This is a genomic window from Sinobaca sp. SA16-1, from assembly GCF_059510515.1.
In genome coordinates this window covers 644,611-670,830 of record NZ_JCAKFL010000003.1, presented here as the reverse complement: position 1 = coordinate 670,830, position 26,220 = coordinate 644,611, and the positions used below count along the sequence as shown (strand labels likewise).

At 48.1% G+C, this 26,220-nt stretch carries 25 protein-coding genes, 1 tRNA gene and 1 pseudogene; 7 read left to right on the top strand and 20 right to left on the bottom strand.

All coding sequences use genetic code 11. The annotated features are described in order from the left end of the window. Positions 1 to 27 precede the first annotated feature (27 nt). The 7 genes and pseudogenes from AC5W2J_RS11380 to AC5W2J_RS11350 all read right to left on the bottom strand — a co-directional run. Complete coding sequence (locus tag AC5W2J_RS11380) at positions 28 to 342, bottom strand: hypothetical protein (protein ID WP_496059568.1); 315 nt, start codon at positions 340 to 342, stop codon at positions 28 to 30. 9 nt (positions 343 to 351) lie between these two features. Continuing rightward, positions 352 to 777, bottom strand: a complete 426-nt coding sequence (locus AC5W2J_RS11375) for an acyl-CoA thioesterase (protein ID WP_496059567.1) — start codon at positions 775 to 777, stop codon at positions 352 to 354. Then, positions 778 to 3,114, bottom strand: coding sequence for an AAA family ATPase (locus AC5W2J_RS11370; protein ID WP_496059566.1), 2,337 nt, complete (start codon positions 3,112 to 3,114; stop codon positions 778 to 780). Between the two features lie 99 nt (positions 3,115 to 3,213). Beyond that, positions 3,214 to 3,705 carry a VanZ family protein gene (locus tag AC5W2J_RS11365; RefSeq protein WP_496059565.1) on the bottom strand — a complete coding sequence of 164 codons (492 nt, stop codon included), beginning with the start codon at positions 3,703 to 3,705 and terminating at the stop codon, positions 3,214 to 3,216. Positions 3,706 to 3,863: 158 nt separating this feature from the next. Beyond that, positions 3,864 to 6,602 carry an aconitate hydratase AcnA gene (acnA, locus tag AC5W2J_RS11360; protein ID WP_496059564.1) on the bottom strand — a complete coding sequence of 913 codons (2,739 nt, stop codon included), beginning with the start codon at positions 6,600 to 6,602 and terminating at the stop codon, positions 3,864 to 3,866. Positions 6,603 to 6,799: 197 nt separating this feature from the next. Next, positions 6,800 to 8,203 (bottom strand): L-seryl-tRNA(Sec) selenium transferase, encoded by a 1,404-nt coding sequence (selA, locus tag AC5W2J_RS11355; RefSeq protein ID WP_496059563.1) that lies wholly within the window; start codon positions 8,201 to 8,203, stop codon positions 6,800 to 6,802. 17 nt (positions 8,204 to 8,220) lie between these two features. After that, positions 8,221 to 8,415, bottom strand: a pseudogene (locus tag AC5W2J_RS11350) (Rdx family protein); the annotation flags it as partial. 152 nt (positions 8,416 to 8,567) lie between these two features. Here AC5W2J_RS11350 and selD point away from each other — a divergent pair. Beyond that, positions 8,568 to 9,620 (top strand): selenide, water dikinase SelD, encoded by a 1,053-nt coding sequence (gene selD / locus AC5W2J_RS11345; RefSeq protein WP_496059562.1) that lies wholly within the window; start codon positions 8,568 to 8,570, stop codon positions 9,618 to 9,620. Positions 9,621 to 9,638: 18 nt separating this feature from the next. Here the strand turns inward: selD and phnC are convergent, their stop codons facing one another. The 3 genes from phnC to phnD are packed head-to-tail and all read right to left on the bottom strand — an operon-like array spanning position 9,639 to position 12,129. Continuing rightward, positions 9,639 to 10,412, bottom strand: coding sequence for a phosphonate ABC transporter ATP-binding protein (gene phnC, locus AC5W2J_RS11340; protein ID WP_496059561.1), 774 nt, complete (start codon positions 10,410 to 10,412; stop codon positions 9,639 to 9,641). Between the two features lie 16 nt (positions 10,413 to 10,428). Then, on the bottom strand, positions 10,429 to 11,190 hold the full coding sequence (gene phnE, locus AC5W2J_RS11335) for a phosphonate ABC transporter, permease protein PhnE (RefSeq protein ID WP_496059560.1): 762 nt from the start codon (positions 11,188 to 11,190) through the stop codon (positions 10,429 to 10,431). A gap of 33 nt (positions 11,191 to 11,223) precedes the next feature. Continuing rightward, positions 11,224 to 12,129 carry a phosphate/phosphite/phosphonate ABC transporter substrate-binding protein gene (gene phnD, locus AC5W2J_RS11330; RefSeq protein ID WP_496059559.1) on the bottom strand — a complete coding sequence of 302 codons (906 nt, stop codon included), beginning with the start codon at positions 12,127 to 12,129 and terminating at the stop codon, positions 11,224 to 11,226. Positions 12,130 to 12,255: 126 nt separating this feature from the next. Here phnD and AC5W2J_RS11325 point away from each other — a divergent pair, with 126 nt between their 5' ends. After that, the gene (locus tag AC5W2J_RS11325) at positions 12,256 to 13,146 is read left to right on the top strand and encodes a selenium metabolism-associated LysR family transcriptional regulator (protein WP_496059558.1); all 891 of its coding nucleotides are present in this window, start codon (positions 12,256 to 12,258) and stop codon (positions 13,144 to 13,146) included. Between the two features lie 65 nt (positions 13,147 to 13,211). Here AC5W2J_RS11325 and AC5W2J_RS11320 read toward each other — a convergent pair whose 3' ends face one another. Then, positions 13,212 to 14,249 carry a glycosyltransferase family 4 protein gene (locus tag AC5W2J_RS11320; RefSeq protein ID WP_496059557.1) on the bottom strand — a complete coding sequence of 346 codons (1,038 nt, stop codon included), beginning with the start codon at positions 14,247 to 14,249 and terminating at the stop codon, positions 13,212 to 13,214. Beyond that, positions 14,246 to 16,147, bottom strand: coding sequence for a selenocysteine-specific translation elongation factor (gene selB / locus AC5W2J_RS11315; protein WP_496059556.1), 1,902 nt, complete (start codon positions 16,145 to 16,147; stop codon positions 14,246 to 14,248). Before selB ends, AC5W2J_RS11320 begins: the two co-directional genes overlap by 4 nt. Positions 16,148 to 16,358: 211 nt before the next feature. On the opposite strand from selB, the gene AC5W2J_RS11310 reads away from it, so the two are divergent. Continuing rightward, positions 16,359 to 16,455, top strand: a tRNA-Sec gene (locus tag AC5W2J_RS11310). Positions 16,456 to 16,541: 86 nt separating this feature from the next. On the opposite strand, the gene AC5W2J_RS11305 is transcribed toward AC5W2J_RS11310, so the two are convergent. The 4 genes from AC5W2J_RS11305 to AC5W2J_RS11290 form a co-directional block, all read right to left on the bottom strand. Further along, a complete protein-coding gene (locus AC5W2J_RS11305) occupies positions 16,542 to 17,198 on the bottom strand; it encodes a DUF4352 domain-containing protein (RefSeq protein WP_496059555.1) in 657 nt (218 codons plus the stop codon). A 192-nt stretch (positions 17,199 to 17,390) separates the two neighbouring features. Then, positions 17,391 to 17,774 (bottom strand): energy-coupling factor transporter transmembrane component T family protein, encoded by a 384-nt coding sequence (locus AC5W2J_RS11300; protein ID WP_496059554.1) that lies wholly within the window; start codon positions 17,772 to 17,774, stop codon positions 17,391 to 17,393. Beyond that, positions 17,719 to 18,123, bottom strand: coding sequence for a hypothetical protein (locus AC5W2J_RS11295; RefSeq protein WP_496059553.1), 405 nt, complete (start codon positions 18,121 to 18,123; stop codon positions 17,719 to 17,721). The genes AC5W2J_RS11300 and AC5W2J_RS11295 overlap by 56 nt, the downstream gene beginning before the upstream one ends. Positions 18,124 to 18,132: 9 nt before the next feature. Beyond that, positions 18,133 to 18,309, bottom strand: coding sequence for a hypothetical protein (locus AC5W2J_RS11290; RefSeq protein WP_496059552.1), 177 nt, complete (start codon positions 18,307 to 18,309; stop codon positions 18,133 to 18,135). Positions 18,310 to 18,400: 91 nt separating this feature from the next. Here AC5W2J_RS11290 and AC5W2J_RS11285 point away from each other — a divergent pair, with 91 nt between their 5' ends. Together AC5W2J_RS11285 and AC5W2J_RS11280 are read left to right on the top strand one after the other, a co-directional pair. Continuing rightward, entirely contained in the window at positions 18,401 to 18,814 is a 414-nt protein-coding gene (locus AC5W2J_RS11285; RefSeq protein WP_496059551.1) for an RrF2 family transcriptional regulator, read from the top strand. Between the two features lie 118 nt (positions 18,815 to 18,932). After that, the gene (locus tag AC5W2J_RS11280) at positions 18,933 to 19,319 is read left to right on the top strand and encodes an IDEAL domain-containing protein (RefSeq protein ID WP_496059550.1); all 387 of its coding nucleotides are present in this window, start codon (positions 18,933 to 18,935) and stop codon (positions 19,317 to 19,319) included. A gap of 43 nt (positions 19,320 to 19,362) precedes the next feature. Here AC5W2J_RS11280 and AC5W2J_RS11275 read toward each other — a convergent pair whose 3' ends face one another. Further along, entirely contained in the window at positions 19,363 to 19,575 is a 213-nt protein-coding gene (locus AC5W2J_RS11275) for a hypothetical protein (RefSeq protein WP_496059549.1), read from the bottom strand. Positions 19,576 to 19,620: 45 nt separating this feature from the next. After that, on the bottom strand, positions 19,621 to 21,153 hold the full coding sequence (locus AC5W2J_RS11270; RefSeq protein WP_496059548.1) for an FAD-dependent monooxygenase: 1,533 nt from the start codon (positions 21,151 to 21,153) through the stop codon (positions 19,621 to 19,623). A gap of 322 nt (positions 21,154 to 21,475) precedes the next feature. Between AC5W2J_RS11270 and AC5W2J_RS11265 the strand changes: the two genes are divergently transcribed. Continuing rightward, the gene (locus tag AC5W2J_RS11265; protein ID WP_496059547.1) at positions 21,476 to 22,588 is read left to right on the top strand and encodes an N-acetylmuramoyl-L-alanine amidase family protein; all 1,113 of its coding nucleotides are present in this window, start codon (positions 21,476 to 21,478) and stop codon (positions 22,586 to 22,588) included. 313 nt (positions 22,589 to 22,901) lie between these two features. Beyond that, the gene (locus AC5W2J_RS11260) at positions 22,902 to 24,275 is read left to right on the top strand and encodes a glycoside hydrolase family 30 protein (protein WP_496059546.1); all 1,374 of its coding nucleotides are present in this window, start codon (positions 22,902 to 22,904) and stop codon (positions 24,273 to 24,275) included. Positions 24,276 to 24,345: 70 nt separating this feature from the next. On the opposite strand, the gene AC5W2J_RS11255 is transcribed toward AC5W2J_RS11260, so the two are convergent. Beyond that, complete coding sequence (locus AC5W2J_RS11255) at positions 24,346 to 25,188, bottom strand: ABC transporter permease (protein WP_496059545.1); 843 nt, start codon at positions 25,186 to 25,188, stop codon at positions 24,346 to 24,348. Further along, complete coding sequence (locus AC5W2J_RS11250; protein ID WP_496059544.1) at positions 25,185 to 26,174, bottom strand: ATP-binding cassette domain-containing protein; 990 nt, start codon at positions 26,172 to 26,174, stop codon at positions 25,185 to 25,187. Before AC5W2J_RS11250 ends, AC5W2J_RS11255 begins: the two co-directional genes overlap by 4 nt. Positions 26,175 to 26,220 lie beyond the last annotated feature (46 nt).

Here is a 26,220-nt window from a genome sequence, read left to right as displayed (position 1 = left end):
ATCCTATTTTCCTTATTTCATTCATCTTTAAACCTTGCTGGAAGGAAGACGGAAGCGGGTGATGTCTTTGGAACGCCCGCAGGCTTCCAGCACTTCCACCTGTTTAGGACCGCGTATATCGAAGTGGGAGTATTCTTCGCGGTAGTGAATCCAGTGAGGCTGAAAGCCGAACTGAGCTCCCCACTCCAGCAGTTTATCATGGTCCCCGCAGGCGGCTTTTGTTACCGTATGAAACTGCGGATAACGCGGGTCGTACCAGTAATGGGTTAAAAGCGCAATTTCGCCTGAAGCAGCGCTGTTTTTCCAGTCAGCCAATTCTTGTTTCGATATTCCAAATGCCATAACGGCCTCCTAATGCGACACTTCCCTTGTATACATATCATGCCACTCCGGAAGATGTTTTTTGATGGAAAGCGGGCGGAAGCTGTCCTTTAATACGCAGACATGCTCGGAGGAGCCTTCCACACACGTTTCCCCGCTTTCATTGCTGATCCGGTAGCCGTATTCAATACGGACACCGCTGTAGTCTTTCACCCAGGTCTCGATCGTGATTGTTTCGTCGTATACCGAGGATTTTTTATACTGCAGGTTGATGCCGGTCACCGGGGACAGGTAGCCCTGTTTTTCCAGTTCATTGTAGCGGAACCCCAGCTTTTTAATAAGCTCTGTTCGTCCAAGTTCGCACCAGATCACATAGACCGAATGATGGACAATGCCCATCTGGTCTGTTTCTGCGTAGCGGACCGGCACCGATGTAGAAGCAGTTGTGCGTGTCATTTAACGGTCTCCTTTAATGCTCTCTTTTTCTTTATAGGCTGCTGCCTTTTGTGCATCTGTTTCATTGAGTTCGTGCAGGTTTTCCGCTGCGCCGTCCATCACCCGTCCGGCCTGCTGCTGAAACATTTCTTCGGCCATATCTTCAGCGAAGCGGGCATTGCCGGAAGTATCCATGCGCCCGTAGGCGCCTTTAAGCACTTCCAGCGCGGTTTTTGTACACGTATAGCCGTATTCTTTCGTTTTCAAGCGGGTGATTTCCAGAAGTTCATCGGCGATGTACGGCGGAAAATAAAATGTCTTTTTAAAACGGGAGCGCAGGCCGGGATTGATCTCAAACAGCTGCTCCATCGGACCGGCGTAGCCGGATAAAATCACAACCAAATTTTCGTCATGCTTAGTCATTTCTTCTACGAGCGTATCGAGGGCTTCTTTGCCGAAATCCGACCGGCTTCCTGTCGCTAGCGCATAGGCTTCATCAATAAACAGCACGCCGCCTAATGCTTCACGGATTTTTTTCCTCGTTTTGGCTGCGGTCTGGCCGGTGTATTCAGCAACCAGGTCGCTTCGACCGCACACAATAGTATGTCCGCGTTTTAGAAAGCCCATCTCTTTCAGGATACCGGCATAAAGCTTCGCTACCGTTGTTTTTCCTGTTCCTGCCTCTCCCGTAAACACGGTGTGCAGCTGCAGGGGAACGCTCGGCGCCCCTTCTTCTTTTCTTTTTTTCTGCACAGAAATAAAACTGGCAAGCTTTTTAAGTTCATTTTTTACTTCCTGTAAGCCAATCATTTCCTCTAATTTTATCATAGGTTCTTTACGGGCGTCTTCATCTAATGAAAAAGCTGACCCGCTCATGTCTTCGGGGGTCAGAATGGAATAGTCTTCAACGCTTCCGTCAGTTTTTTCCCCAATTTTGGATCCTTTTTGAAAAATCGCATCCATAATAATGTTTTTAGCGGTCCGTCCGTTTCCAAATGTTTCGTCGACCTGCTCTTTTTCCAGGCGCTCCTGCAGGACGCGGCGGCTCGCCTCATTCAGCATAAAGTCGTTATCGATCGCGGTTTTTTCGGCAATCTGGGTAAGCTCTTTCATGGAATAATCCGGAAGGTGGATATGATTGCTCTCCGGAAAGCGGCTGCGCAGCCCCGGGTTGGAATGCAGAAACTGGCGCATTTCCTCCGGGTATCCGGCAAGAATAATCGCAAAAGAACCAGCATACTCGCCGCTCGTCATGGCGGAAACGAGCGTGTCGACCGCGGTCTGGCCGAAATCATTGCCGGACATCCCTTCACGTCTGAGGCTGTAAGCTTCATCGATAAAGAGCACGCCTCCGACGGCTTCCTTTATTAAGTGCATCGTTTTTTCTTCGGTCTGTCCCACATAGGCGCCGACAAGCTGGGAACGATCTGCTTCCAGCACTTCATCACGGGGAAGAATGCCGAGGTGATGATAAATTTTTGCCAGCATCCGGGCGAGCATCGTTTTTCCGGTTCCCGGGTTTCCGGTTAAAATCATATGAAGGCTCCGCTCGTCTTTCCACTGATATCCCTGGTCCTTGCGCTGCTTTTGATACTGCAGGTAGTGATACATCCGATGCACGTTATCTTTGACCTGCTCCAGTCCGATCATCTGGTCGAGTTCGGTTAATGGGTCCCCCGGAAGCATGGCCGTGTATTGGTCCAAAGCTGCAAATTGGCTTTCCCATTCTTTTTTTACTTCCAGCAGCTCCTGGATCGAGAGCTTCAGCTTTTTCACCTGTTCCGGCGAATAAAAGGAACCGGACGCCGTCTGCAGGTATTCTTCTGCCTCTTCCGCCACTTTTTTATACAGCGTCATTCCTTTTTGGACGGCTTCTAGTATTCCCGGCAGATGGCCGTCAAACAGCTCGGGGTCCACGGTGGACTGCTGTAAAATTTCTTCTGCCTGCTTCAACTGCTCGCGTTCGCTGTCCGCACTTGCTTTTAACTGTTCGGCCGCTTTTTTTCTCGCAGAACTCTGGTCCGTTTCCCGGATCGGAGCCATAGCACGGCCAAACGCCATGTCACGGACTGCAAATAACGTTTCCAGCCCTTTTAAAAACAAGAGGTCTTTCTCAGTATCGTCCCACTCCAATCCCTGCTCGACCCAGCTGCGGATCAGCGGATCAAAGCGGTCTCTTCTGGAGAAGCGTTCCTTGGCCAGCACCGCATAGGCTCTGGCTGCCAGATGGCGCTGCTCGGTATCGGTTGTGTTCATCTGCCCGATAAATTCCTGAACCGCATCAATGGAAAGAGAGGAAGGCTGTTTTTCCCAGGCTTCCATCTTTTCTTTGAGCTGGTCAGTGATTGAAATGCTCATAACAGGTCTCTCCTTTTATACGAAAGCGTCCTTTCAATAAAAAGCCTACGCTTCTGCCTTTATAACAAAACTCCAGGGGAAAATACCCTGGAGTTTTTTCTACTTCTTATTATACTTGCCTGTAAGCCTGCGTACAAATAAGGCCGTCCATGCTCCTAAAACGCCACCTGTTGTATTTAAGATAACGTCATCAATATTGGATACCCGGTACGTAAACATAAACTGGGCTGACTCGATTCCGATGGAAAGCAGCATCGCCAGCAGAGGCACAAGCCAGAAGACTTTGGCACGGGAATAGACAAGCAGCCCCAGCAGAAAGCCAAACGGCATGAACATAATGACATTGCCCGCCAGAATAATCAACGGGTCGATAACGTTATCGCTGTACAAAGCAATATTCATAATGCTTTCAAACGGATGCAGGTTATAGTTCCTGCTTCCCGGTCCCTGCGCCCCGTAAGAAGAACCGTAATTCCACGCTAAAAGGGTCACGTAAAGGAGGGCGGCCATATAGAGAATAAAGGCAGCAGCCACCCCTTTACGAAACGGTGACTGTCTGCGTTCTCTTGTTGTTGATTCTTCCTCTGTCACGGTTATACCTGCTTTCTTCTGATAAGGTCATTCCTATATTATCATTTTTTACCGCAGTTATAGCAATAGATATATTTACACTATTTTATTTCACAACGAGCTTCTGAAAAAGAAAAGCCCTCCGCACCTGGAAGGCGGGAGGGCTTTTGCTTATATGATTAGTTGTCGCGTGCTGCTTCTGTTTTCGCAAGGTTGTTGCGAAGTACCATCTGCAGAATACCGCCGTGGCGGTAGTAGTCCATCTCGATTTCGCTGTCAAAGCGGGCAATAACCTGGAACGTTGTTACTTTTCCATCTTCGTCGGTTGCCACAACTTCGATTACGTCACGTGGACGCACGTTGTTTGTTACTTTTACATCAAATGCTTCTTTACCGGTTAGTCCAAGTGATTCCGGGCTGTCTCCGTCTTTAAACTGAAGCGGAAGAACTCCCATTAACACAAGGTTACTGCGGTGGATACGCTCAAAGCTCTGGGCAAGTACTGTCTTGATGCCCAAAAGGTTGGTACCTTTCGCTGCCCAGTCTCTGGAGCTTCCCATACCGTAATCGTTTCCGGCGATAACCATAAGATCCGTTTTGTCTTCCTTGTACTTCATAGCAGCGTCATAGATAGCCATTGTTTCGCCATTCGGCCAGTATGTCGTATAGCCGCCTTCTGTACCCGGCGCAAGCTGGTTCTTAATACGGATATTGGCAAATGTTCCTCTCATCATCACTTCGTGGTTACCACGACGGGAACCGTACGAGTTAAATTGAGCAGGAGACAGGCCTTTTTCGATTAAATAACGGCCGGCCGGGCTGTCTTTTGCAATCGCGCCGGCTGGTGAAATGTGGTCTGTTGTCACACTGTCGGCAAATTTACCGATGACACGAAGGCTGTTAAGCGGCTTAATGTCTTCCGGATCTTTCGCCATGTCTACGAAGAATGGAGGATTCTGGATATACGTAGATTCCTCATCAAAATCGTAAAGCGCAGCATTTTCATCAGACTGAAGATCGTTCCAGCGCTCGTTGTTCGTGAATACATTTTCGTATTCTTCTTTAAAGAGTTTAGGAGATACGTTATTGTGCACGGTGTTTTTGATTTCTTCTGTAGTAGGCCACAGTTCTTCAAAATACACATCGTTTCCATCTTTGTCCTTGCCGAAGCTGTCCTTGTAGAAATCGAAGTTCACATTTCCAGCAAGTGCGTAAGCTACAACAAGCGGTGGAGAAGCAAGATAGTTGGCTTTAACAAGCGGGTGAATACGTCCTTCGAAGTTTCTGTTTCCGCTTAATACAGAGGAAACAAGCACGTCGTTATCGGCAATCGCTTCTTCTACTTCAATTGGAAGCGGACCGCTGTTACCGATACACGTTGTACAGCCGTAACCAACAAGGTTGAAACCGAGCTGGTCCAGATAAGGCATGAGGCCGGCATCTTCAAGGTAACGCGTTACAACTTTAGAACCTGGTGCAAGGGATGTTTTTACATATTCCGGCACTTCAAGTCCGCGCTCGATTGCTTTCTTCGCGAGAAGGCCTGCACCGATCATAACGTAAGGGTTGGACGTGTTTGTACAGCTTGTAATAGCTGCAATTGTAACAGCGCCGGTGCTTAACGTTGTTGTTTTTCCGCTTGGATGTTTTACTTCTACGTCTTTCTTCACATCTTCAGGAGCCAGGCCGAATCCCTGGTTGCCTGCTGGAGCTGTAAGTGCTTCGTTGAATTTCTTCTTCATGTCGGTCAGCTCGATAAGATCCTGTGGACGTTTCGGGCCGGAAAGACTTGGAAGAATATCTTCAAGCTTTACTTCAAGCACTCTCGTAAAGTTAGGCTCTTCGCTGCCATCTTCATAGAAAAGGTGGTTAGCCTGGCAGTAATCCTTTACAAGCTGGATGTGATCTTCATCTCGGCCTGTAAGTCGAAGGTAGTTTAACGACTCTTCATCTACCGGGAAGAAGCCGCAAGTTGCGCCATACTCCGGAGCCATGTTGGAGATCGTTGCACGGTCTGCAAGCGGCATTTCCTTAAGGCCTGGGCCGTAGAATTCCACAAACTTGCCAACTACGTTCGTTTCACGAAGCACCTGTGTTACTTTAAGCGCAAGGTCCGTTGCTGTTGCGCCGTTAGGAAGGGCTCCTGTAAGTTTCACACCGACTACTTCCGGTGCCGGGAAGTAAGAAGGCTGCTGAAGCATTCCTGCTTCTGCCTCAATACCGCCGACGCCCCAGCCAAGTACGCCGAGTCCGTTGATCATCGTAGTGTGGGAATCCGTTCCAACCAATGTGTCCGGGAACGTTTCAATTTCTCCGTTGTCTGATTCTTTAGCATGCACGACAGATGCAAGATACTCCAGGTTAACCTGGTGCACGATACCCGTAGCGGGCGGTACAGCACTATAGTTGTCAAATGCTTTCGTTGCCCAGCTGAGGAGTTTATATCTTTCTTCGTTTCTTTCGAATTCAAGATCCATATTGCGGCGGAGGGAATCTTCCGCGCCAAAACGGTCTACCTGAACAGAGTGGTCAACAACAAGGTCAACCGGAATCGCCGGATTGATTTCCTGCGGGTCTCCCCCGATGTCTGCCATTGCTTTACGAAGCGATGCCAGATCCACTACGGCCGGTACGCCGGTAAAGTCCTGAAGAATAACACGGGAAGGCTTGAATGGTACATCCTCTTCGTTGTTATTTTCTGTGCCCCATTTAGCAAGGCTTTCTACATGTTCCTTCTTGATTACTTTTCCGTCCAGCTGTCTTAGAACAGACTCAAGCAGCACCCGGATAGAATAAGGCAGCTTCGCTACATTACCTACTCCTGCGTCCTCAATAGCTTTTAAATCATAATAATGATATGACTTGCCGCTCGATGAGAACGTTTTGCGTGCATTGAACAAATCGTGGTTTTCACTCATATGTAGCATCCTCCTTTTAGTTGTATCATATAACAGACGGTGTTAAATGTCGAAAAAAATATCCTGCTCCTGGATTTCGTAACTTGGCTTTAGTCGATATGCCATTTCCGTCCACCCCTTTAGAATAGCAAAATTCCGGACAAATATAAATGGCTTTCCAAAAAAATTAATCGGTTACACATAACGTTACCCGTTTTCTAAACGCCCAACCCTTCTTTTTCCAGGTCCATCAAGAAGGCGGCAATTTCTATAATATCGGCGTCCTGCAGAGTGCGCATATCAAACAAAAGCTGTTCTCTGCTGACCCGGGAAATAACAGGGCGCCCCTCTTTTACCCGCAGCGCCCGTGCTGCCTGCTCTGCTGTTATAGTTTCTGTATTAAGACATACAACGGTCGTAGGCAGTGTGACATCCGGCATCGTTCCGCCTCCAACCTTAGACTCATCGCCTGCTTTGCGAAGCGTCCATTTCCGGAGCCGGCATTCGCTTAAAAATAAATCTGCTTTAGCTTCCAGCTCTTCTTTTTCCATCAGCAGCATATGCACTGCTGGAATGTTTTCTGTGCCCTGGTGCCCGGGCAGATAAGCCTTTATCGTTGCTTCAAGAGCCGCGAGCGTCATTTTGTCGCAGCGGAGCACCCGGGCAAGCTGATGTTTTTTCAGCCGGTCGATTAAATCCTTTCGTCCGGCAATAATACCCGCCTGCGGACCGCCGAGCAGTTTATCACCGGAAAAAGAAACCAGATCGGCTCCCGCTTCAAGCGTTTCTTTAACCGTCGGCTCTTCACCAATCCCATGCGTGCGGAAGTCATACAGCGCACCGCTCCCCAGATCCTCGTATACGAGCAGGTCATGGCTTTTTCCTATCCGGCTCATCTCTTTTGTCGATACGTCACTCGTGAACCCGTGCATGGAAAAATTGCTCGTGTGCACTTTCATCAGCATCGCCGTCCGCTCGTTAACAGCGTCCTCATAGTCATAAGGATGTGTTTTGTTTGTGGTTCCTACTTCTTTAAGAACGGCACCGCTTTCTTCCATTATAGATGAGACCCGGAACGAACCGCCGATCTCCACAAGCTGGCCCCGGGAGACTACGACTTCTTTTTCCGACGTTAAAGCCCGCAGGACCAGATACACAGCAGCGGCATTATTATTGACGGCCATCGCGGCCTCCGCTCCGGTCACTTCACAAAGCAGGTCCTCGAGAATATCGTGCCTCGATCCGCGTCTGCCGGTCTCTACATTGTATTCTAAATTAGAGTATCCGGAAGCGGCTTCGATTACTTTTTTTACAGCGTTCGGTCCCAATGGAGCGCGCCCGAGGTTTGTATGTAGAATCGTTCCCGTCGCATTAATAACGCTGTGAAGCCGCTCCGCAAAAAAGCGCCGAATCTGCTGCCCGGCGTGTTGAATAATTATTTTTTCCGCTTCTTCTTTGGAATCAAGCGCCATCCCGTCCAGCACTGCATCCCGGAGTCTGTCTGTTTCCGTCCGGACGAGGTTTGTGACCGTCTGCTCGTCCTGTACTTCTTCTATCAGCTGACGGATCTGCCTGTTCTGAAGCAGAGCATGAACGGAAGGAATATTTCTTGCGTCCGGCATGATCGTGACCCCTTTATTTATGAGGGCCCATAGCCTCTCAGTTTTTCAATTAACTGTTCTTCGTCCGGAAACCGGCGCGTTTCTTTTTTGGAATGCACCTTTTCCTCATTAACGTACACTTCAAATACACCACCGGAAGAAGTAATCAGCTGCACTTCTTTAATTTTTCCTCCATAGGCTTTGTACAATGCATCCGTGAGACTCACGGCTTTTGGGGAAAAGTTTCACTGCATGCAGAATTCAATCGTTATTTTCATTGGAGACTCACTCCTTTGCTTTTATCTATTATTATTGTAGTGTATGATTTGTGTTCTCGCAAATAGAGCGCTTATACTGGAAAAGTAGAAACAAGGAGGGTTTGAGAATGACGAAAGAAGAACAAATACGCCTCACAACACTTTCCTCGAAAGCTGGTTGAGGCTGCAAAATAGGTCCCGAGGACCTGGCGCAAGTGTTGCGCCATATACCAAAAACCGCCCCTGATCCTGCCCTTCTCGTAGGAACAGACACATCAGATGACGGCGGCGTTTACAAGCTGACCGACGATATTGCTCTCGTTCAGTCTGTGGACTATTTTACGCCGATTGTCGATGATCCTTACGAATTTGGACAGATCGCCGCAGCAAATGCCCTAAGCGATATATACGCGATGGGCGGAACCCCGAAAACAGTGTTAAACATTGTTGGGTTCCCTATTAAGAAACTGCCTGATTACATTCTCGCCGGCATCATGAAAGGCGCTGCCGACAAAGTCAGGGAATCAGGAGCTACTATCGTCGGAGGCCACTCAATTGATGACGACGAGCCTAAGTTCGGTCTCGCCGCCACCGGCATTGTGCACCCGGAGAAATTCTGGGCGAACAAAGGCGCAAAGCCCGGGGATGTGCTTGTGCTGACCAAACCGCTCGGCGTCGGTATTATGACGACCGGCATTAAACGACAAGCCGTTACAAAAGAGCAGGAAGCAGCAGTCACGAAAGTAATGGCCTCTTTAAACAAAGAAGCCGCAGAACTGCTGCACGCTTACGAGCCAAATGCCGTAACCGATGTTACCGGCTTCGGTCTCCTTGGCCACTCATATGAAATGGCGTCGGCCAGTGAAGTGACGTTCCGTTTTCAGTCGAACGACATCCCGCTTCTGGAAGGCTCATATGAGCTCGCGGAACAAGGCATTATTCCGGGGGGCTCTAAATCCAATGAGTCCTACCTGATCGATCACATTCATCGTGCAGAGGGTGTAACAGCCGTTATGCAGCAGGTGTTATGTGACGCGATCACTTCAGGAGGCCTGCTTGCCGCTGTATCGCCGGAACAGGCGGAAAGCTATGTAGCTGATCTTCATGCAGCCGGTATCACCGACGCTGCCGTTATTGGAAAAGTAGAAGAAAAATCCGATTATTACCTGGAAATTGACTAATTGAAAAGACGCAGGCCGTTAATTAACGGTCTGCGTCTTTTTTTCTGCCATCATATTTTTGCCGTAAATCCGCTCAATGACGGTATCGTCGACCTGCTCCGGCGGTCCGTCGTACACCACTTCGCCTTCGGACAGACCGATGATCCGGTCGGAATATATTTTAGCCAGCTCTATATCATGAACGTTAATCATCGTAATGAGATTATTTCGCTTGTGTATCTCTTCAATGAGGGAAAAAATCGAGCGGGAGGTTCCCGGATCGAGACTTGCTACCGGCTCGTCGCCGAGAAATACATCAGGATCCTGAATCAGCGCCCTTGCTACACCAACGCGCTGCTTCTGGCCGCCGCTCAGCTGCTCTATCCTGCGGTCTTCCATCCCTTTAAGGCCGACCTGTTCAATCACTACAGCTGCCTGCTTTTTTTCTTCTGTGGAGAAAATGCCTCCCAGATTCGCCAGCGGGGCTTTTTTTCCAAACAAGCCGGATAGGACATTCTGCTTCACGGTAAGCCTGGGAATAAGATGAAAATGCTGAAAAATCATCCCGGCACGGCTGCGCCATTCCCGCTGCTCCCGGCGCGTAAATCCCGCCAGAGACCTTCCATCAATCAGTACTTCCCCTGCTGTTACAGGCTGCAGGGCATTAATCGTGCGGATCATCGTAGACTTCCCGGCACCGCTTGGTCCGAGTACACTGACAAACTCCCCGCGCTCTAAAGAGAGATTCAGCTTCTTCAGCGCAGGTTCCCCGACTTTCGTGTATTGAACAGAAACATTTTTTAATTCAATCATGCTGATTCTCTCCTCTCTAGATAACGCGTTTACGGACAAAAGCACCAAACAGGTCTACCAGAATAACCATCACCATAATGCTCAGCACGATCACACCGACAGCCGGATAATTAAAGCTCTCAAAATCATTAATTAAGCGCTGGCCGATCCCCCCGCCGCCGATGAACCCGAGGACAAGCGAGGTGCGGATCGCGACTTCAAACCGGTAAAAATACTGCGATAGAATATTAGGCCAGATCTGCGGAATAATTGCAAACAGATTGCCGACTTTTCTGGAGGACCCGACAGACTCCATCGCTTCCTGCGGTCCCCGGTCCGACGCTTCAATAAGCTCGGAGATCAGTTTTCCCAATACGCCTATGTTATGAAGAAAAATCGCAAACACGGCAGGGAACGGGCCGAGACCCAGTACGACGACAAAAATAAGCCCAAATACAATTTCCGGCACCGAACGGAGACCGGAAAGAAAAAAGCGGTTAATATAGTAAAGTATGGGACTGCGGCTCGTATTTTTTGCTGACGCAAACGCAAGCGGCAGGGCCACCAGCAGGGCAAAAAATGTCCCTAAAAATGCAATCGCCAGCGTGACGAGCATCGGGTCAATCAACGAAGGAGCAATACTCCAGTCAAGCGGGAGAAATCGATCGCCGATAAAAGAAAAGGCGTTGGCAAAGTTGGCGAAGTTCCCCCACTCAAATTCTGTTTTTCCCATCGCCCACCACGTAGCGATCATGATAATAATCGTATAGATAATCAGTCTTTTTCGAAACCAAATCATTTAACGAACCCCTTTTTCTTTAAAGCAGACGCCCTAGTCCTCAATCGCATCCATATCAAGCATGCCGAAATCTTCTGCCGCACGCGTTACGTCTTCGTAGTAGCTGTGGTCGGTTTCTACAAAGCCAGAAGCCCCGCCGAACACATTGAGTATTTCTTCGTCTTCAATATTGATAAATGCTTCCTGAATATCGGCTTTCAAGTCCTCATCCATGTCTTCGGGTACCGCCCACGGATACTGGTAAAGCTGATCGGACTCCCAGATGGTTTTGATCTGGCTTTCATCAATCGCGCCGTCTTCCACCAATTCATTGTAAATGGCACTGTCAATCGCTCCGGCGTCCACGTCCTGCGACTGCACGACCTGCGCGGTTACGTCATGGGATCCGGTATAGCGGACAGAAGCAAACTCGTTGTCTTCTTCCGATTCAAATACACCGCGCTCCCGAAGCTCGAGGCCTGGAATAAGCGAGCCCGATGTAGAAGAAATGCTCGCGAAGGCAAAATCCACCTCTTCGCTGTCTTCGAGCATGTCATCTAACGTTTCCCACGGCTGGTCAACGTGTGTAATAATGTAGGAATAGTAGTAAGGCTCTCCGTCAATCTCCTGTGTGATAATGGCTTCCGCACCGCTTTCTTCATGAGCGATCACATAGGTGAGCGGCCCAAGATAAGCAAGGTCAAGCTCTCCATAGTTTAATGCTTCCACAACCGCATTGTAGTTCGGATAGGTCTCCACGGAGACCTCCTGGTCCAGGCTCTCGTTTAAGGAGTCTTCGAGGCTTTGAACGCCGCTTTCCATTTCACCGGAAGACTGGGCCGGAATAACCGCTACTTCCAGCGTTTCCTGGCTGTCGCCGCTTTCTTCTTCTTCACCGCCACCGCATGCGCCCAGTACAAGAACGCTTCCTGCGGATACTGCTGTCAGCCACTTTTTCATTTTTCTTTTCTCCCCTGCTTTCCAATATGTAATACATTTTATGCAAATATCGAATGTGATTGCGTTAATAAGCTATCATTGATTATGATAAAAGTAAAGACAAACGCCCCTATGGAGGATGCGCTGATGAATGAAAAATGGCTTCATGTATTTGTAGTGCTGGCAAGAGCCCGCAGCTTTTCGATCGCTGCCCGGGAGCTTGATATCTCGCAGTCTACGGTAACAAAATACTTACAGCACCTGGAACGGGAATTACAGGTGTTATTAATCGAACGAAAAACCGTTACGCTTACAAATGAAGGTGACGCTCTTTATGCGCAGGCAGAACAGTGGCTTCAGGACTGGTCCAGACTCCGCAGCCAGTTTAACAAGAACAACAAACCGCACGCTGAAACGCTTAAGTTAGGAGCAAGCACAACCCCGGGCACCTATTTTCTGCCGGGGCTGTGTGCCAAATGCCACGACCAGTTTCCAGGTACCAAATTTCACCTGCAGGTGGATGACTCCAGCACGATCACCGATCTGCTTTTACAGCGGGAAGTGGATGCTGTTATTATCGGCCAGGCTTTTCAGCATTCCGGCGTGCAGACCGTTCCACTGTGGAAAGATCATCTGACGCTGATCGGGCCGCCCGGCTCTTCCATTGAGGCAGCGGGTGCTTTTACTGACATCAGCCGCTATCCGTTTATCAAGCGAAAAAAAGGATCCGGCACGTATTTGGCTGCCGAACAGAGCCTGCAGCAGTGGGGCGGGTCGCTGTTGGATCTCGAGACCGCCGCTGTGGTGCCGAATACAGAAAGTGTCCTGTCCCTTGTGCAGGCCGGTATCGGCTATGGCATTATTTCCGAGTACGCCCTCGCCTCGGCCCTTTCGAGAGGCTGTGTGAACAAAGGACGCCTGCCCGGCTTCCGCCACCTGCACCTGTCTATTTTAAGCGACCGGACCGAGGAGCCGATGATTCATGCCTTCTCGGAGCTGGCCCGTTCTTTTCAGGCCCCGGTTATTTCAACGACTTAATCAAAAAGAGAGAAACTACTTCTATTTATAAAAAAAGAGGCCGCTCCACCAAGCCGCCTCTTTTTTTAGTTATCTTTATTGCATATTTCTTTATATATAGCCTGATACTGCTGGGCTTCTTTGTCACTCGAATGCCGGTCAAGTACATCTGTTTTCGCCTGCTGTGTCAGCTTTTTTTTCAGATCGGGGTTATCCAGAAGCTGCTCAAGCTTCGCATGAAACGTTTGCTCATCGCCAAACAGCAGTCCATTCCGGCTATCCTCGATTACGCTCTCATTGCCGCCGTTTCGTCTGGCCAGCACCGGAATCTCATGCATCATCGCTTCGAGCACGGCCATTGGCTGGCCTTCGGACAGGGAGGTATTAATCACGACATCCGCCCATTCATAGAACGCGGGCATCGCTTCTATTTCTACGCCTTCATGGTAGTGCATCCAACTTCTTGATGCTACCGCCTGCACGACTTCCCGCTTTACCTGCTCTTCCATCGCTTCTCCTACGATTAAAAACTGAATCGCCGGAAAACTTACTCTCAGCTCTTCCAATACTTTCAATCCGAACAGAACATCTTTCACGCTTCTCAGGCCGGCCGGAATTAAAATATTCGGCGTGCCGCTGTGGTCCTGCAGCCAGCGGGTGAGCTCTTTTTCATACACCGCTGTTGAAGGATCCACTCCCTGGGGGACGATTTGTATCCTTTGTCCGAGCTCCGGATAGGCCCGGGCCAGCTTCTTTACGCCGTCGCGGCTGAAAACAGTAATTTTATCAGCCTGACGTATAAATGTTTCCAAGTTGGCTGCCTGCTGCTTTTGCTGTATATCTACATTAATATCGGTCCCGCCGCTTGTTAACACATAAGGCACTTTGAGACTGGTCTCAGCCTGTTGCAGCCACTCATACGTACGGCGGATATGAAGCGCATGAACTACGTCCGCCTCTTCGAGTAATGCGACACCTTTTGCGGTGGGCTCTTCTTCATATGAAAACAGATGGATGGGCTGGCCTGTTCTTTTCATTGAAGCTTCCAGTCTTCGCGCTGTCGTAGCATTGCCGCGCCTGGAATAGTAATAGGGAGTTAAAAAAAGTACGTTAGGAATAGTCACCGCTCCAGCCACTCCCTCACGTCATCCCGGCGCTTGGTCCAACCGGCTGCATCCAGCGCTTCCAAATATGGGACCATGTACTTGCGGCTGAGCGGCAGAACTTCTTTTGCCTGCTGCAGCGTAAACGATTCTGGAAAGGCTTCTTTTAATAACGCTGCCTTTTCTTTAAAAATGTCTGCCTTCCAAATGTGAATGTCATCCATTTTAACAGCCAGCTGTCTTTCCAACAGCGACCATTTCAGTTCGTCGCCAATGTGTTCAGGCAGGCCGGATGCTTCCGTATAGTCTTTCCACGCTTTTACCTGGAGGGCGTCTATCTGCCACTGTTCCTGCAGGCTCTCAATTCTCCGTTCCCATCCCTTTGGAGCGGCAGGAGAAAATTCTGCCAGAGCAATAAATTGCTGATGGGAAACAAGTTCTCCCTGATCGAGTGCCTGTTGAATAAGCTGCACAATAAATTCTTTTGGAATCCCACGCTGGACGTGTGATTGAATAATTTCCTGCCGGTTTTGTCCGGAACGCAGCGAATGGACTTCGTGAAACTGCTCCAGCTGCTCTTTAATAACAGCGAGCATGTTCTGCTGCTGCTGACGCGACGTCACTTTTTGTTTTCCCATCGCTGCCAGGGTGCCGTTTTCCATTCCCTGCTCAATCAGCTTCTCTATATCTTCTTCGGGCAGGCCGCTCTGCAGGGCTGCTTCTTCCTTCGTTAGCCATACATGTGTTCTGATCGCTTCCAACAGCTGCTCTTCCGGTGTATCTTCCATCATTTTCCCGAGCACTTGAATTGTATCCGTGCCAAATCGGCGCTTTTCCGCCTGTGCCTGGATCACCCATCCGCCCGCAAATGTTTCGGCTGGAGAAGGCCGGCGCAGAATAAACGCATCGCCTCTTTTTGTAACAACTTTTTCTTCCAGTTCCAGCTGGCAGATCACCTCGTCAAATCCGGGTTCCAAAGTGTTGCGGTCAAAGAAAATAACTTTGCCGTATACTTCAGCCGTGCCAAGGTGAAGCATAACGTAGCCGCGCTGTTTTACAGCATACGCGGCTGCTGATGCCCCGTACAGAACAACATCCAGCCGGTCGGTTGTCGTGTAGTGCTGTGCTGCAACAAGAACATCACCGCGGTGTACATCCTGTTTCGATACGCCGCTGATATTAAGCGCAAGCCTTTGGCCGGCGCTCCCCGACTTTACCGGCTCATGATGAACCTGCAGCTGCCGCACTTTTACAAACGTCTGCTGGGGAAGCAGCTGCAGTGTTTCTCCTTCTGCAACACTTCCTTCATATACCGTGCCCCGGACAACGGTACCCTGCCCGTGTACGCTGAACACATTGTCTATCGGCAGGCGGAAAGCTCCGCGCGGATCGCGGTCCGGTACTTTTTCCAGCATATGAATCAACTGCTGCTTCAACTCTTCCAGACCGCGCCCGCTCAGACTGTCGATAAAGACCATTTCTGCATTGGCAAAAGGCGTACCCTGTACTTCGTCCCGGATGTCTTCTCCTGCAAGCTCCAGCAGTTCCTCGTCAACCTTATCCGCCTTGGTTATAGCAATGACGCTTCCCGGAATCCCGAGAAGCGTGAGGATCTCCAGGTGTTCCTTTGTCTGGGGCATAACCCCTTCATCTGCGGCAACGGTCAGAATGACCCCATCAATTCCCGCAACGCCGGCAATCATCTGCCTGATAAAACGCTCATGCCCAGGTACATCAATGATGGACACATCTATATCCTCCCGCAGCGTAAGCGGGGCAAATCCCGGTTCGATGGAAATGTTACGATCCTTTTCTTCTTTCAGTCGATCGGTATCTATATTGGTTAAAGCTTTCGTTAATGTCGTTTTGCCGTGGTCAATATGCCCGGCCATCCCTACTGTAAGCATTCGTTTTGCCATGCTGGTCCCTGCCTCTCTCGTCCGCACTTTTCTACTGTTCTATCTTACTATCCCAAGGGCTCTCCAATCAAATAAAACAAGCCCGGCCTGATAAGGCAGCGGACTTGTTAATAGTTAGTGTCTGCTGACAGTGCAGAGCTGACCTTTGCGTTAAATAGTTGTAATTCCTGTACCGGAATAGTAGAATAACGAAGTGCACTATAAAACAAATGGGGCTGGTTGTGTAGCTGGTGCTTGCCGAGGTCTTCAAAACCTTCAGGGAGGCGCGTGTCGTCTCCGGTGGGTTCGATTCCCACACAGTCCCGCCATACATATAATCTGTCTTAATATTAATTCGAATAACAAAAGAAGCTCCTTACTTTTCAGTAAGGAGCTTCTTTATTAATATAGCCGTTTATTTGATGGAGACTTTTTCTCCATCAATCTCAATAAACCATTCACCTTCACTGAATTGCTCTTTTGATACTTCAAATACATCAACGCTTGTTACCGAAATACCAGGATTTAAATCACTTAAAACTTTTGAATTATCGATATCTGTTTCTACAGAGTATTCTACGGAAGCATCAAAATCTGTATCATAAGAAACACCATTCTCATCTATTAAATTAACAGTAGGAGTGGAAAAAGAACCTATTGGTTCATCAGAGGTGTTTTTTATTGTCCATTGAACAGCAGCAAACGTCCCTCCGTCTGAAGCAACTTTAGACGAATATTCACCCCCAACTTCTTCTCTCTCTTCTACTTCCGTTACAGATACTTCCACTCGTTCCAACGGGATCGTATCTCCAACACTATAAACTACTTCCTCAGTTGTTTCTTCCGTATCGCTTGCTTCAGCATCTGAAGTTGCTTCTGTAGCCACAGAAGCTTCTTCATCGCCCCCTGGAGCTGCACTAAATATTACAATAAGTGCAATTAGTCCACCAAAAAACGTCATAATCTTATGTTTCATGAAAAAGTTTCTTTGATCCTTTCCACAACTAGGGCATTTTTTTACACCTTTTGCAATCTGATGTTCACACACTTTACAGTTAACCAATTTTGACAATTTAAACTCCTCCTAATATATTATGTAGAATAAATTTATAGTATAACAATTTTACATTAATGTATATCTTTTTTCACAGTATAAAAGAACTATTTATTAACATAATTTATGTATAAACACAAAATCAGAGTTTAGTCCGGTTAAATTTTAGTCTTTATGCTCACTAATTATACATTTATTAGAATTTTATTTTTAATTAAAAACTCCTACAATATATTGTAGGAGTTTTTCCAAATTAGACAGCACCCGTATCAACCCCGCCGCTGTGATAAGAACTCCTGCCGCAAAGTAAATATCTTCTTTATGGTAAGGCATTGTCTGATAACGTGTACGGTTCCTGGAACTGTCGAATCCTTTTACTTCCATAGCTACAACCGTTCTTTCCGCTTTACGGATCGCTCCAGCCATCAATGGAATGGCATACTGTTTCCACCTCCATATAATTTTCTTGTTTCCCATACTGCTCATACGATTCGCCTTTTTAACCTGTTTGAATTCCTCATACAGCTGAAGGAGAAACCTATAGGCTGCTATTAGACCGTATCCTATACCTGTCGTGAGTTTCCGTCTTTCCATTAAATTTAACACTAAAGCCGTTGGGCTGGTCGTTAATACACATAATAGTGGCCAAGAAGCTTCTATTTCCATACTTATGCTGATCATCGGTTTCTCTGCTCACTGCCGGAACGGGAAGCACACTGTTTACAAGCTCCGCGGAAAGATGCCCCGTATCTTCCTGCCACTGCTTTATCGTTAGCTGATATTCATTCATTGTCAGTGTTTTCTTTGGATCCATCTTAACCGCCTGCAGGCATTCAGCCAGGCTGCGGCGTCCTGCCGGATCAAGCTGGGACATCGGTTCATCAATAATCCATATATTGGAGTCCCGGCACCACAGAGAGGCCATGAACGCTCTTTGTTTCATCCCTCCGGATCAAGCGTGAATAGGTGTATTCATATGCGCTTCCAGTTTCACTGCTCTTAACGCTCTCTGCATCCGGGCATCTATTTCTGTCTGATTTACAGACCCATTCTCCATCGTAAACGTTAGTTCGTCGCGGACCGTCGCCATGCAAACCTGCGTATCCGGATTCTGAAACAATACTCCCACTTCTTATATTTCTTTTTAATTGACAGAATTTTCTGTAACAATTATACTTACAGTATACAGAAGGATCGCTTTTCGGGAAAGGGTGATGCCTGTGAATAGAGAGTTTTCGCTCGCTGTGCATAGTTTGTTATTTCTCGATACAAATCCGGAACGCTATGCAAGAAGTACTGAAATAGCATCCAGTGCCCAGGCTCATCCGGTCCAGGTAAGAAGAGTACTGAGCGTTCTTAGAGACTGTGGATATGTTGAATCCAAAGAAGGTATCGGCGGCGGCTTTTCTTTAATAGGAGATCCGCGCCGGATCAATTTATGGGATATCTATCAAGTAACGGCCGAAGGCACGCTGCGGTTCAAGAGAGCAGAAGAAAACGTATCCTACTCGTTTCATTCCTCCACGAATTCCCTTCTTTCCATCATTTTCATTGATGCCGAAGAGCATTTAGGAGACTTCTTAAAAAATTATACGATTGCTGATTTATCCGATCTGCTGGATAAAAGCAGATAAGTTGACGGTGCCTTACCCCAGTACGGTACAATGAGTAAAGATTCACCGCATTCCCTATAAGGACCCGAAGACAAGGCGCTCTCTATTTTTATAGATATCCTTTGAGGAGGTTTACAGAATGCTCACAAGAAAAGATGCGCTTCAATATGGCGATTGGGTAAAAGCTGTTACAAATAACGATGAGCTGATTTTTGGATATGTGGATCATGTTAATTCATTAAATGAAACGGTAACTCTTGTTGTTGTATCTTCCGATAACAAAGCATCCATCGGCCGTAAGATAGCCCTCATTCAGCAGAAAGTAACGAAACTCGAAAACGCAGGCCTCGATTATGAAGCCGGTCTGCTCAATATGATAGATCTGGCACTCGAATCCAATGACAAACCCTGGTTCATGGAGCTGACCGCTTCTCTTTACAAGCTCCAGCAGCGGGATCCTTCTTCTTCCGGCCTGCTGCTGCTTGAGTCCAATCCAAATAACAATACGCAGAGTAATAACTCATAGACGTATAAAAGCTCCGTTTCTTTTGAAAAGAAACGGAGCTTTTTTATGCTTTTTTTCGTTCTTCCAGCATTTTTAGCATATTGTCTATGCCAATGATGCTGGAAAAAAGAATAACGGATCCCAATACCAGATAGAGAGCGTTTCTCTCTGTTGTAAGAATACCGCTCAGCAGAAGACCAAGCAGCACAATGGAAAAAAGAAACAGGATGCTATGACACACACATACAGCTGTAAACCGTGCTTTTGATAGTTCCATAAGCCCCCCCTTGTTCCGAGCTTCTTTTACTATATCACGTTTTCCTTATTTTCCCGTATGGCTTTTTGCCGCTTCTGTCACAATTCCATGTTCTCTCATGTAGGCATTCAGCTCATAGGTATCCTGATATTCGCTTAAAAATCCGATATGTCCGTCGGGTCGGATAAAGCAGAGCGCGTCTTCGACCAGCCCCGCCTTGGATGCGCGTTTATCCCATGGCCATTCAAACAAAGAAATGTGATGCCGGGACGCATATTCCTTCATGGAGGCACTGGCTTCACCGTATATATGAAGCTGCCAGTCCATTTCATTCAGCGCATCATAATTATAGCCCGTATATGGCAGGCGCTGGCCTGCATACAGTCTGTTTTTTTGGCCGTAGCTCAGTTCGCTTTTTTTATAATTCACACGAATCTGCGAAAGAATATTAAATACCACCCGCCGGATAAAGCTGGAATAATTCAATAAAGGAATGCCGGCCGGAATAATATTTTTACGAAGCAGTTTGCTTGGTTTGTCTTTCGCAACGATCCGCGTAAACGCACGGTCCGTGCTGGCTACAAGTACTTTGGCAAAGTCACGCCGCTCCGGGCTGTACGTATCCAGCACAGACGGATCCGCCCGCTCCTGAATCACCGAGGCCAGCTTCCAGCCCAGATTGACCGCATCGCCAATCCCGGTATTCATGCCCTGGCCGCCGGCGGGACTGTGTATGTGCGCTGCATCCCCTGCCAGAAACACACGCCCCTGTTGAAAATGTTCTGCCACACGATGATGAACACTGTACGTCGAATACCAGTTCACTTTATCAATCCGTACTTTAAAAGCAGATTCCAAAAACGGTTTAATATCTTCAAACGACGTCTTTCCCTGATTTTGCAGGTCCCTCGGTATAATGCTGATTAATCTGGTCGTTTTACTGCTTCGAACCGGCATGAAAATGGCAAACTCGTCCCCGCTGAAGCACATATTCATGCTTCTCGAACTAATCGCTTCCCCCTCCCCTTCAATATCAATGACACAGAAGATCTGGGGGTAGGTGCCTCCTGTAAAGTCGACATCCAGTTCTGTCCGCACGATACTGGATGCGCCGTCACAGCCGACAAGATAAGAGCTTTGAATTTCTTCGGTACGGCCTTCTTTTTTGACTACAGCCATCGCCCCTGTTTCATTATGGGAAAATGATACGAGTTCCGTTTCCCAGTCTATTTCCACTCCCTGCGCTTTCAGTTTGCTGATCAGAAATGCTTCATGGTCATCCTGGGGATAGGTCAGCACAAATGGATAAGGGCTCAAATCTCCGCCCAGTAACTGAAAATTAACCGCTGCTTTTTCTTCTCCTTCCACCCGCACGAGAATATTGTCGAGTTTAATCCCATTGTCTATTACTTCCTGGTCAATGCCGAACTGCCGGTAAAACTCCAGCGTTCTCGGCACAACTGCCATCGCTCTGGACGCCTGGCCGGGGCCGCTGTCTTTTGCAATAATGCGAAACGGTATATGATAACGGGAAAGCTCGAGCGCCAGCGTGAGTCCGGTGGGCCCTGCCCCGATTATAATAACTTCCTGCTTGTCCATAAGTATGCCCTTCCTTTCCGTACTTCCCGATGTCTTTTATACAGCCCTTTTTACGACTATACCCTTCAGCGCCTATAATCCTGCATTCATTTTAAAAAGATTGCTTTCCTCCCTCAGAAGCACCTCTTTCTGCCCGGGAAAAATTACCTCTTTCTGTAATAAATAAGCACTAATTACAGACTGGGACTTTTCAATTCCTTCATATAAAGGTAGTATTTTACACATGGTCCTTCTTTCTCTGCATACATAAGCTATTCAAGCACCAGGAGATTATCCTACCGCAGAGAATCAGAAGAAACTACCATCAAAAAAGGAGCGATGTATGACTAGAAAACAGACAGCCGCTTTTATGGTTTTTGCTTTGGCTGTTACAAGTCTGCTGCTTTTCTTTTCTCCTTTTCAGGAACAAAGAGAAGCCGATGCAAACGAAATAAGCCAGACAGGAATTATCAGCGGAGTAGAAAACAGCCTGAATGTCCGCTCCGGCGCTAATGCTTCCTCAGAGGTACGGGGATGGCTGCCTAATGGCACTACGATTGAAATTGAGAATATTGTAGGAGACTGGGCGCTTATTTATTTCAACGATACATATGGGTATGTCAGCATGAACTACGTTGATCTAAATGAACCTTCCGCCGGCTCTGGAGACCGTACCGGCCAGTATCAAGGCACGGTCACTGGAGTAAACAACAGTCTGAACGTCCGCTCCGGCGCCAATGCCTCTTCTGAAATCCGCGGTTCGCTGCCTAACGGCACAACTGTCGAGGTAGAAGACACGGTTGGCAACTGGGCGCTTATCTACTTTAATGACACGTATGGCTATGTGAGCCTCAATTACCTTTCAGTTGTAGAAAGCAGCACTCCTGCACCCGTTACACCTCCGGCTGGAAGCGGAAACCCGCTTGCTGGTGAGACAATCGCCATTGACCCTGGTCACGGCGGTAGTGATCCCGGCGCAGTCGGAAACGGCCTGCAGGAAAAAGACGTGGTGCTTGATATCGGCCAGCGCGTGCAGCAGAAATTAAATGCTGCCGGATCCAACGTTGTCATGACGAGAAGTACAGATGTATACGTGGGACTTGAAGAACGTGCCCGTATCGCTAACGCGGCAAGTGCTGACAGTTTTGTGAGCATTCATGCCAATGCCTTTAACGGTGCTGCTTCCGGTACGGAAACATTCCATTATACCGGCAGCCAGGATGGTGCAGAGCTTGCCGCCCTGATTCAGGAAGAAATGGTTAGGACTCTGGGAACAGCTGACCGCGGCAGCAAAGAGGCAAACTATTCTGTTATCCGGAACACGTCAATGCCGGCTGTTCTTGCCGAAGTAGCTTTCATCGATGAGCCGTCTGATGCGGAGAAACTTCGTTCCAGTGCTTTTCGTGAAGCTGCAGCCAACGCTATTGTAAGAGGATTGGAACGCTACTACAGCTAACATAGCACCATACAGCCTTTCCCTTTCATCATTTTTTAACCAAACGCTTTTGACTATCTCTTTTGATAGTCAGAGGCGTTTTTTTATTTTCAGATGGTTTTCCAAAAAGTTTTTATTCTTTTTGTTCTATATAAGGTTTTATTAATTGTATTTTGTTCGTTAAAATAGATATAATGAACGCGTGCCTAATCAGCGGCTACATTAAACTAGCAAGGGAGCGGTCTATATACTTAAAAGTAAATGGTTACGAACAGGACTCATTCTGGCTGCCCTGCTTGCTGCCGTAATCGGTGTTTTCCGCCTTGCCGATTATTTGGATAACAGCGCAGAGGTATGGCTTACTACAGGCGACGAGCAGAACCTGCTTGATGAACAGGCGGAAGAAGAATTCCAGCCGGACGAAGAAATGCCGGAGGCTCCTCTAACCGTCGAAGTAGACCCGGAAACAACTTATCAGGAGATGGAAGGCTTTGGCATGGCTGTAACCGGGTCGTCTGCCTATTTAATTAACAATGTCCTGACGCCGGAACAAAAAGACGAGCTGCTGGATGATATTTTTACCGATGATGGCATCAACCTGAATTTCATTCGTCATTCCATCGGAGCCTCGGACTATTCTGTAGACGAAAACGGCGATCCTCTCAGCTATTCCTACAATGACATAGAGGAAGGCGGCACCGATTACGACCTGGACAACTTCACCATTGAACCGGACCGGGAAGTATGGTCTCTTCTTGGGGAAATTCAGGAGAAAAATGAAGACACCTTCATCCTCGGTTCTCCCTGGTCCGCCCCGCCTTGGATGAAAGAAGAATACACGTTTAATGGGTCTTTCCTTGATTACACGGATCCTGCCATATATGAGACATACGCCGATTATTTTGTACAGTACATTCAGGCCTATGAAGAGGAAGGCGTCGAAATAGATGCGGTGGCGGTGCAGAATGAGCCGGAATATACGTCAGAGGAATACCCGACGATGAGCATGAACGGCATCGAACAGCGTAATTTCATTATGGATCACTTAGGTCCTGCTTTTGAAGAAAGTAATATTGAAACAGACATTATTGCCTTTGACCACAATTGGGATACCGGGCTTGATTATGCCAATGCAGTACTGGGCGATGAGCAGGCCAATAATTACACGGCCGGAACTGCCTTTCACTGCTACGGCGGAGAGCCTGATGCAATGACCGATGTGCACGAAGCATATCCGAATAAGCACATTTATGTAACAGAATGCAGCGGCGGCGGCTGGAATACGGATTTTGGCGAAAATCTCAGCTGGAACATGACCAATATGCTGATCGGCGGCACAAGAAACTATGCCGAAAGTATCCAGTTCTGGAACCTGGCGCTCGATCCTTCCGATGGTCCACAAAACGGCGGGTGCCCCGACTGCCGTGGGGTTGTTACCATTGACCCTGATACGGGAGAAGTGACAGAAAACGTCGAATATTATACGCTCGGCCACGCCAGTAAATTTCTCGAATCCGGAGCGGTCCGCATCGATTCCACTCACTATGCCGATGAGATTGAAACAGTGGCCTTTGAAAACCCGGACGGTTCACACGTTTTAATTGCCGCCAATCTCAGCGCCGAGGAGCAGGAGTTTAAAGTAAAAGAAGGCGATGAATCCTTTATGTACTCCCTTCCTGCTGAATCAGCTGTTACGTTTACGTGGTAACCGTGTATCAATCGGTAAAACAGGAAGACCCTCCCACATGTGGGAGGGCCTTCTTTTGTATATCCCGGCATTATCTCTTGTGACGGAATAAATACATCGTGAGCGGGGCAAAAACAGCCGTCAGCAGAAGAGAAACGAGCAGTACCCATCCAATGTCCTGAATCGTTGCAGAGCCGTGCATAAGCCCCCTGATCGCTGTAACGAGAAGAGAGATAGGATTCCACTCGACAAATCCATGGAGCCAGCTTGGAAGAGTCTGCGGATCCACGAATACGTTGCTGACAAAGGTGAGCGGGAACAAAAACATCATGCTGATCATCATGAGGGACTTTTCCGACCTCATAATAATGCCGAGCGCGGTCCATATCCAGGAAAAGCTGAAGGAAAATACGAGCAGCAGTCCTACTGAAGCGATTACTCCGACAGGCCCGCCTTCGGGCCGGAAACCAAGAAGCAGGCCAAGAGAGATCATAATGAATGCTGCCATTGAATACCGAACCATATCTACCGCGAGCGCTCCTACCAGCAGAGCCGGCCTCCAGATCGGGAGTGTCCGAAAGCGGTCGAACACCCCTTTCACAATATCTTTGTTCAGATCCATTCCGGTATACATGGTAATCATTGTAACCGTCATAACGAGAATACCCGGCAGCAGAAACTGCAGGTAGTCTCCTGTCGAGCCCGCAATAGCCCCTCCGAATAAATATGTGAACATTAATAGAAAGATAACCGGAAAGGCGGTTACATCAAACAATTGTTCCGGTACGTGCTTAATTTTTAAAAGCGCCCTCCATCCAAATGTAATAGATGCAGACAGGGCCCCCGCCCGTCTGTCCAGGTTTTTTTCCTGCGTAATAGAATCCCGGAGCGACTCCTGTGCGGTAGAGGAAATAGAAGAAACCGGCGTTTTCATTGGTTTATACCTTCTTTCTTCGTTTTATCACCCACTGCTTCTCCGGTCAGCGCCAGAAATACTTCATCAAGCGTCGGATTACCGAAGGAAAAATCAATAACTTCAATGCCAGCCTGTGCTAATATTTCCAGCACAGCAATGCCCTCATTTGCATGAGATGTTCTGAATGTAAGAGATGCGGCCTCTGACTGGGACTGCAGGACAGCTGGAAGCTGCTTTTTAATAAGCAGTCCCCCTTTAATGCACGTCCCTTCATCAGAAAACTGAATGGTCAGTGCTCCAGCTCCAACAGACGCTTTCAATTCTCTGCTTGTTCCTTCTGCAATAATTTTCCCCTCGTCAATAACCGCAATCCGTTCTGCAAGCTGATCGGCCTCATCTAAATACTGCGTGGTCAACAGAACTGTTGTGCCGCTGTCTGCGAGCGTCCGGATAATATCCCATACCTGGTTTCTGCTTCTAGGGTCCAGGCCGGTCGTTGGCTCATCAAGAAACAATATTTCCGGTGCCACGATAATACTCGCTGCCACATCAAGACGCCTGCGCATGCCGCCGGAATAATTTTTCACCTGTTGTTTAGCAGCGTCTTTGAGACCAAATGCCGTTAGCAGCTCCATCGCCCGGCTCTTTGCCTCTCTCCATGAGAAACCAAGGAGTCTCGCGACCATGACCAGGTTTTCAAGTCCGGTGAGGTCCTCGTCTACAGATGCAAACTGTCCGGTCAGGCTGATTTTCCCGCGAATGTGGTGGGCGTCTTTTTTTAGATCGTATCCGAGAATGGAGGCAGAGCCGCTGCTTGGTTCAAGCAGTGTAGCAAGCATCCGGATCGTCGTCGTTTTTCCGGCTCCGTTCGGTCCGAGAAAACCATATACCGACCCTTTTGGAATAGACAAATCCACGCCGTCCACCGCAGCCTTGCTGCCAAAACGTTTGACCAGCCCTTTCGCTTTAATGGCAATCTCATTGTCCGCTTCCTGCCGGTTCATTGTAACCCTCCTTATTTAGTTTTAATATTCTGAATATTAAAACGCC

Excerpts from the sequence above, each read along its gene's own strand:
- AC5W2J_RS11380 (WP_496059568.1), bottom strand. The coding sequence starts at position 342 with ATGGCATTTGGAATATCGAAACAAGAATTGGCTGACTGGAAAAACAGC.
- AC5W2J_RS11375 (WP_496059567.1), bottom strand. The coding sequence starts at position 777 with ATGACACGCACAACTGCTTCTACATCGGTGCCGGTCCGCTACGCAGAA.
- AC5W2J_RS11370 (WP_496059566.1), bottom strand. The coding sequence starts at position 3,114 with ATGAGCATTTCAATCACTGACCAGCTCAAAGAAAAGATGGAAGCCTGG.
- acnA (WP_496059564.1), bottom strand. The coding sequence starts at position 6,602 with ATGAGTGAAAACCACGATTTGTTCAATGCACGCAAAACGTTCTCATCG.
- selA (WP_496059563.1), bottom strand. The coding sequence starts at position 8,203 with ATGCCGGACGCAAGAAATATTCCTTCCGTTCATGCTCTGCTTCAGAAC.
- phnC (WP_496059561.1), bottom strand. The coding sequence starts at position 10,412 with ATGATTGAATTAAAAAATGTTTCTGTTCAATACACGAAAGTCGGGGAA.
- phnE (WP_496059560.1), bottom strand. The coding sequence starts at position 11,190 with ATGATTTGGTTTCGAAAAAGACTGATTATCTATACGATTATTATCATG.
- phnD (WP_496059559.1), bottom strand. The coding sequence starts at position 12,129 with ATGAAAAAGTGGCTGACAGCAGTATCCGCAGGAAGCGTTCTTGTACTG.
- AC5W2J_RS11325 (WP_496059558.1), top strand. The coding sequence starts at position 12,256 with ATGAATGAAAAATGGCTTCATGTATTTGTAGTGCTGGCAAGAGCCCGC.
- selB (WP_496059556.1), bottom strand. The coding sequence starts at position 16,147 with ATGGCAAAACGAATGCTTACAGTAGGGATGGCCGGGCATATTGACCAC.
- AC5W2J_RS11300 (WP_496059554.1), bottom strand. The coding sequence starts at position 17,774 with ATGGAAAGACGGAAACTCACGACAGGTATAGGATACGGTCTAATAGCA.
- AC5W2J_RS11295 (WP_496059553.1), bottom strand. The coding sequence starts at position 18,123 with ATGAAACAAAGAGCGTTCATGGCCTCTCTGTGGTGCCGGGACTCCAAT.
- AC5W2J_RS11280 (WP_496059550.1), top strand. The coding sequence starts at position 18,933 with ATGCTCACAAGAAAAGATGCGCTTCAATATGGCGATTGGGTAAAAGCT.
- AC5W2J_RS11275 (WP_496059549.1), bottom strand. The coding sequence starts at position 19,575 with ATGGAACTATCAAAAGCACGGTTTACAGCTGTATGTGTGTGTCATAGC.
- AC5W2J_RS11270 (WP_496059548.1), bottom strand. The coding sequence starts at position 21,153 with ATGGACAAGCAGGAAGTTATTATAATCGGGGCAGGGCCCACCGGACTC.
- AC5W2J_RS11265 (WP_496059547.1), top strand. The coding sequence starts at position 21,476 with ATGACTAGAAAACAGACAGCCGCTTTTATGGTTTTTGCTTTGGCTGTT.
- AC5W2J_RS11255 (WP_496059545.1), bottom strand. The coding sequence starts at position 25,188 with ATGAAAACGCCGGTTTCTTCTATTTCCTCTACCGCACAGGAGTCGCTC.
- AC5W2J_RS11250 (WP_496059544.1), bottom strand. The coding sequence starts at position 26,174 with ATGAACCGGCAGGAAGCGGACAATGAGATTGCCATTAAAGCGAAAGGG.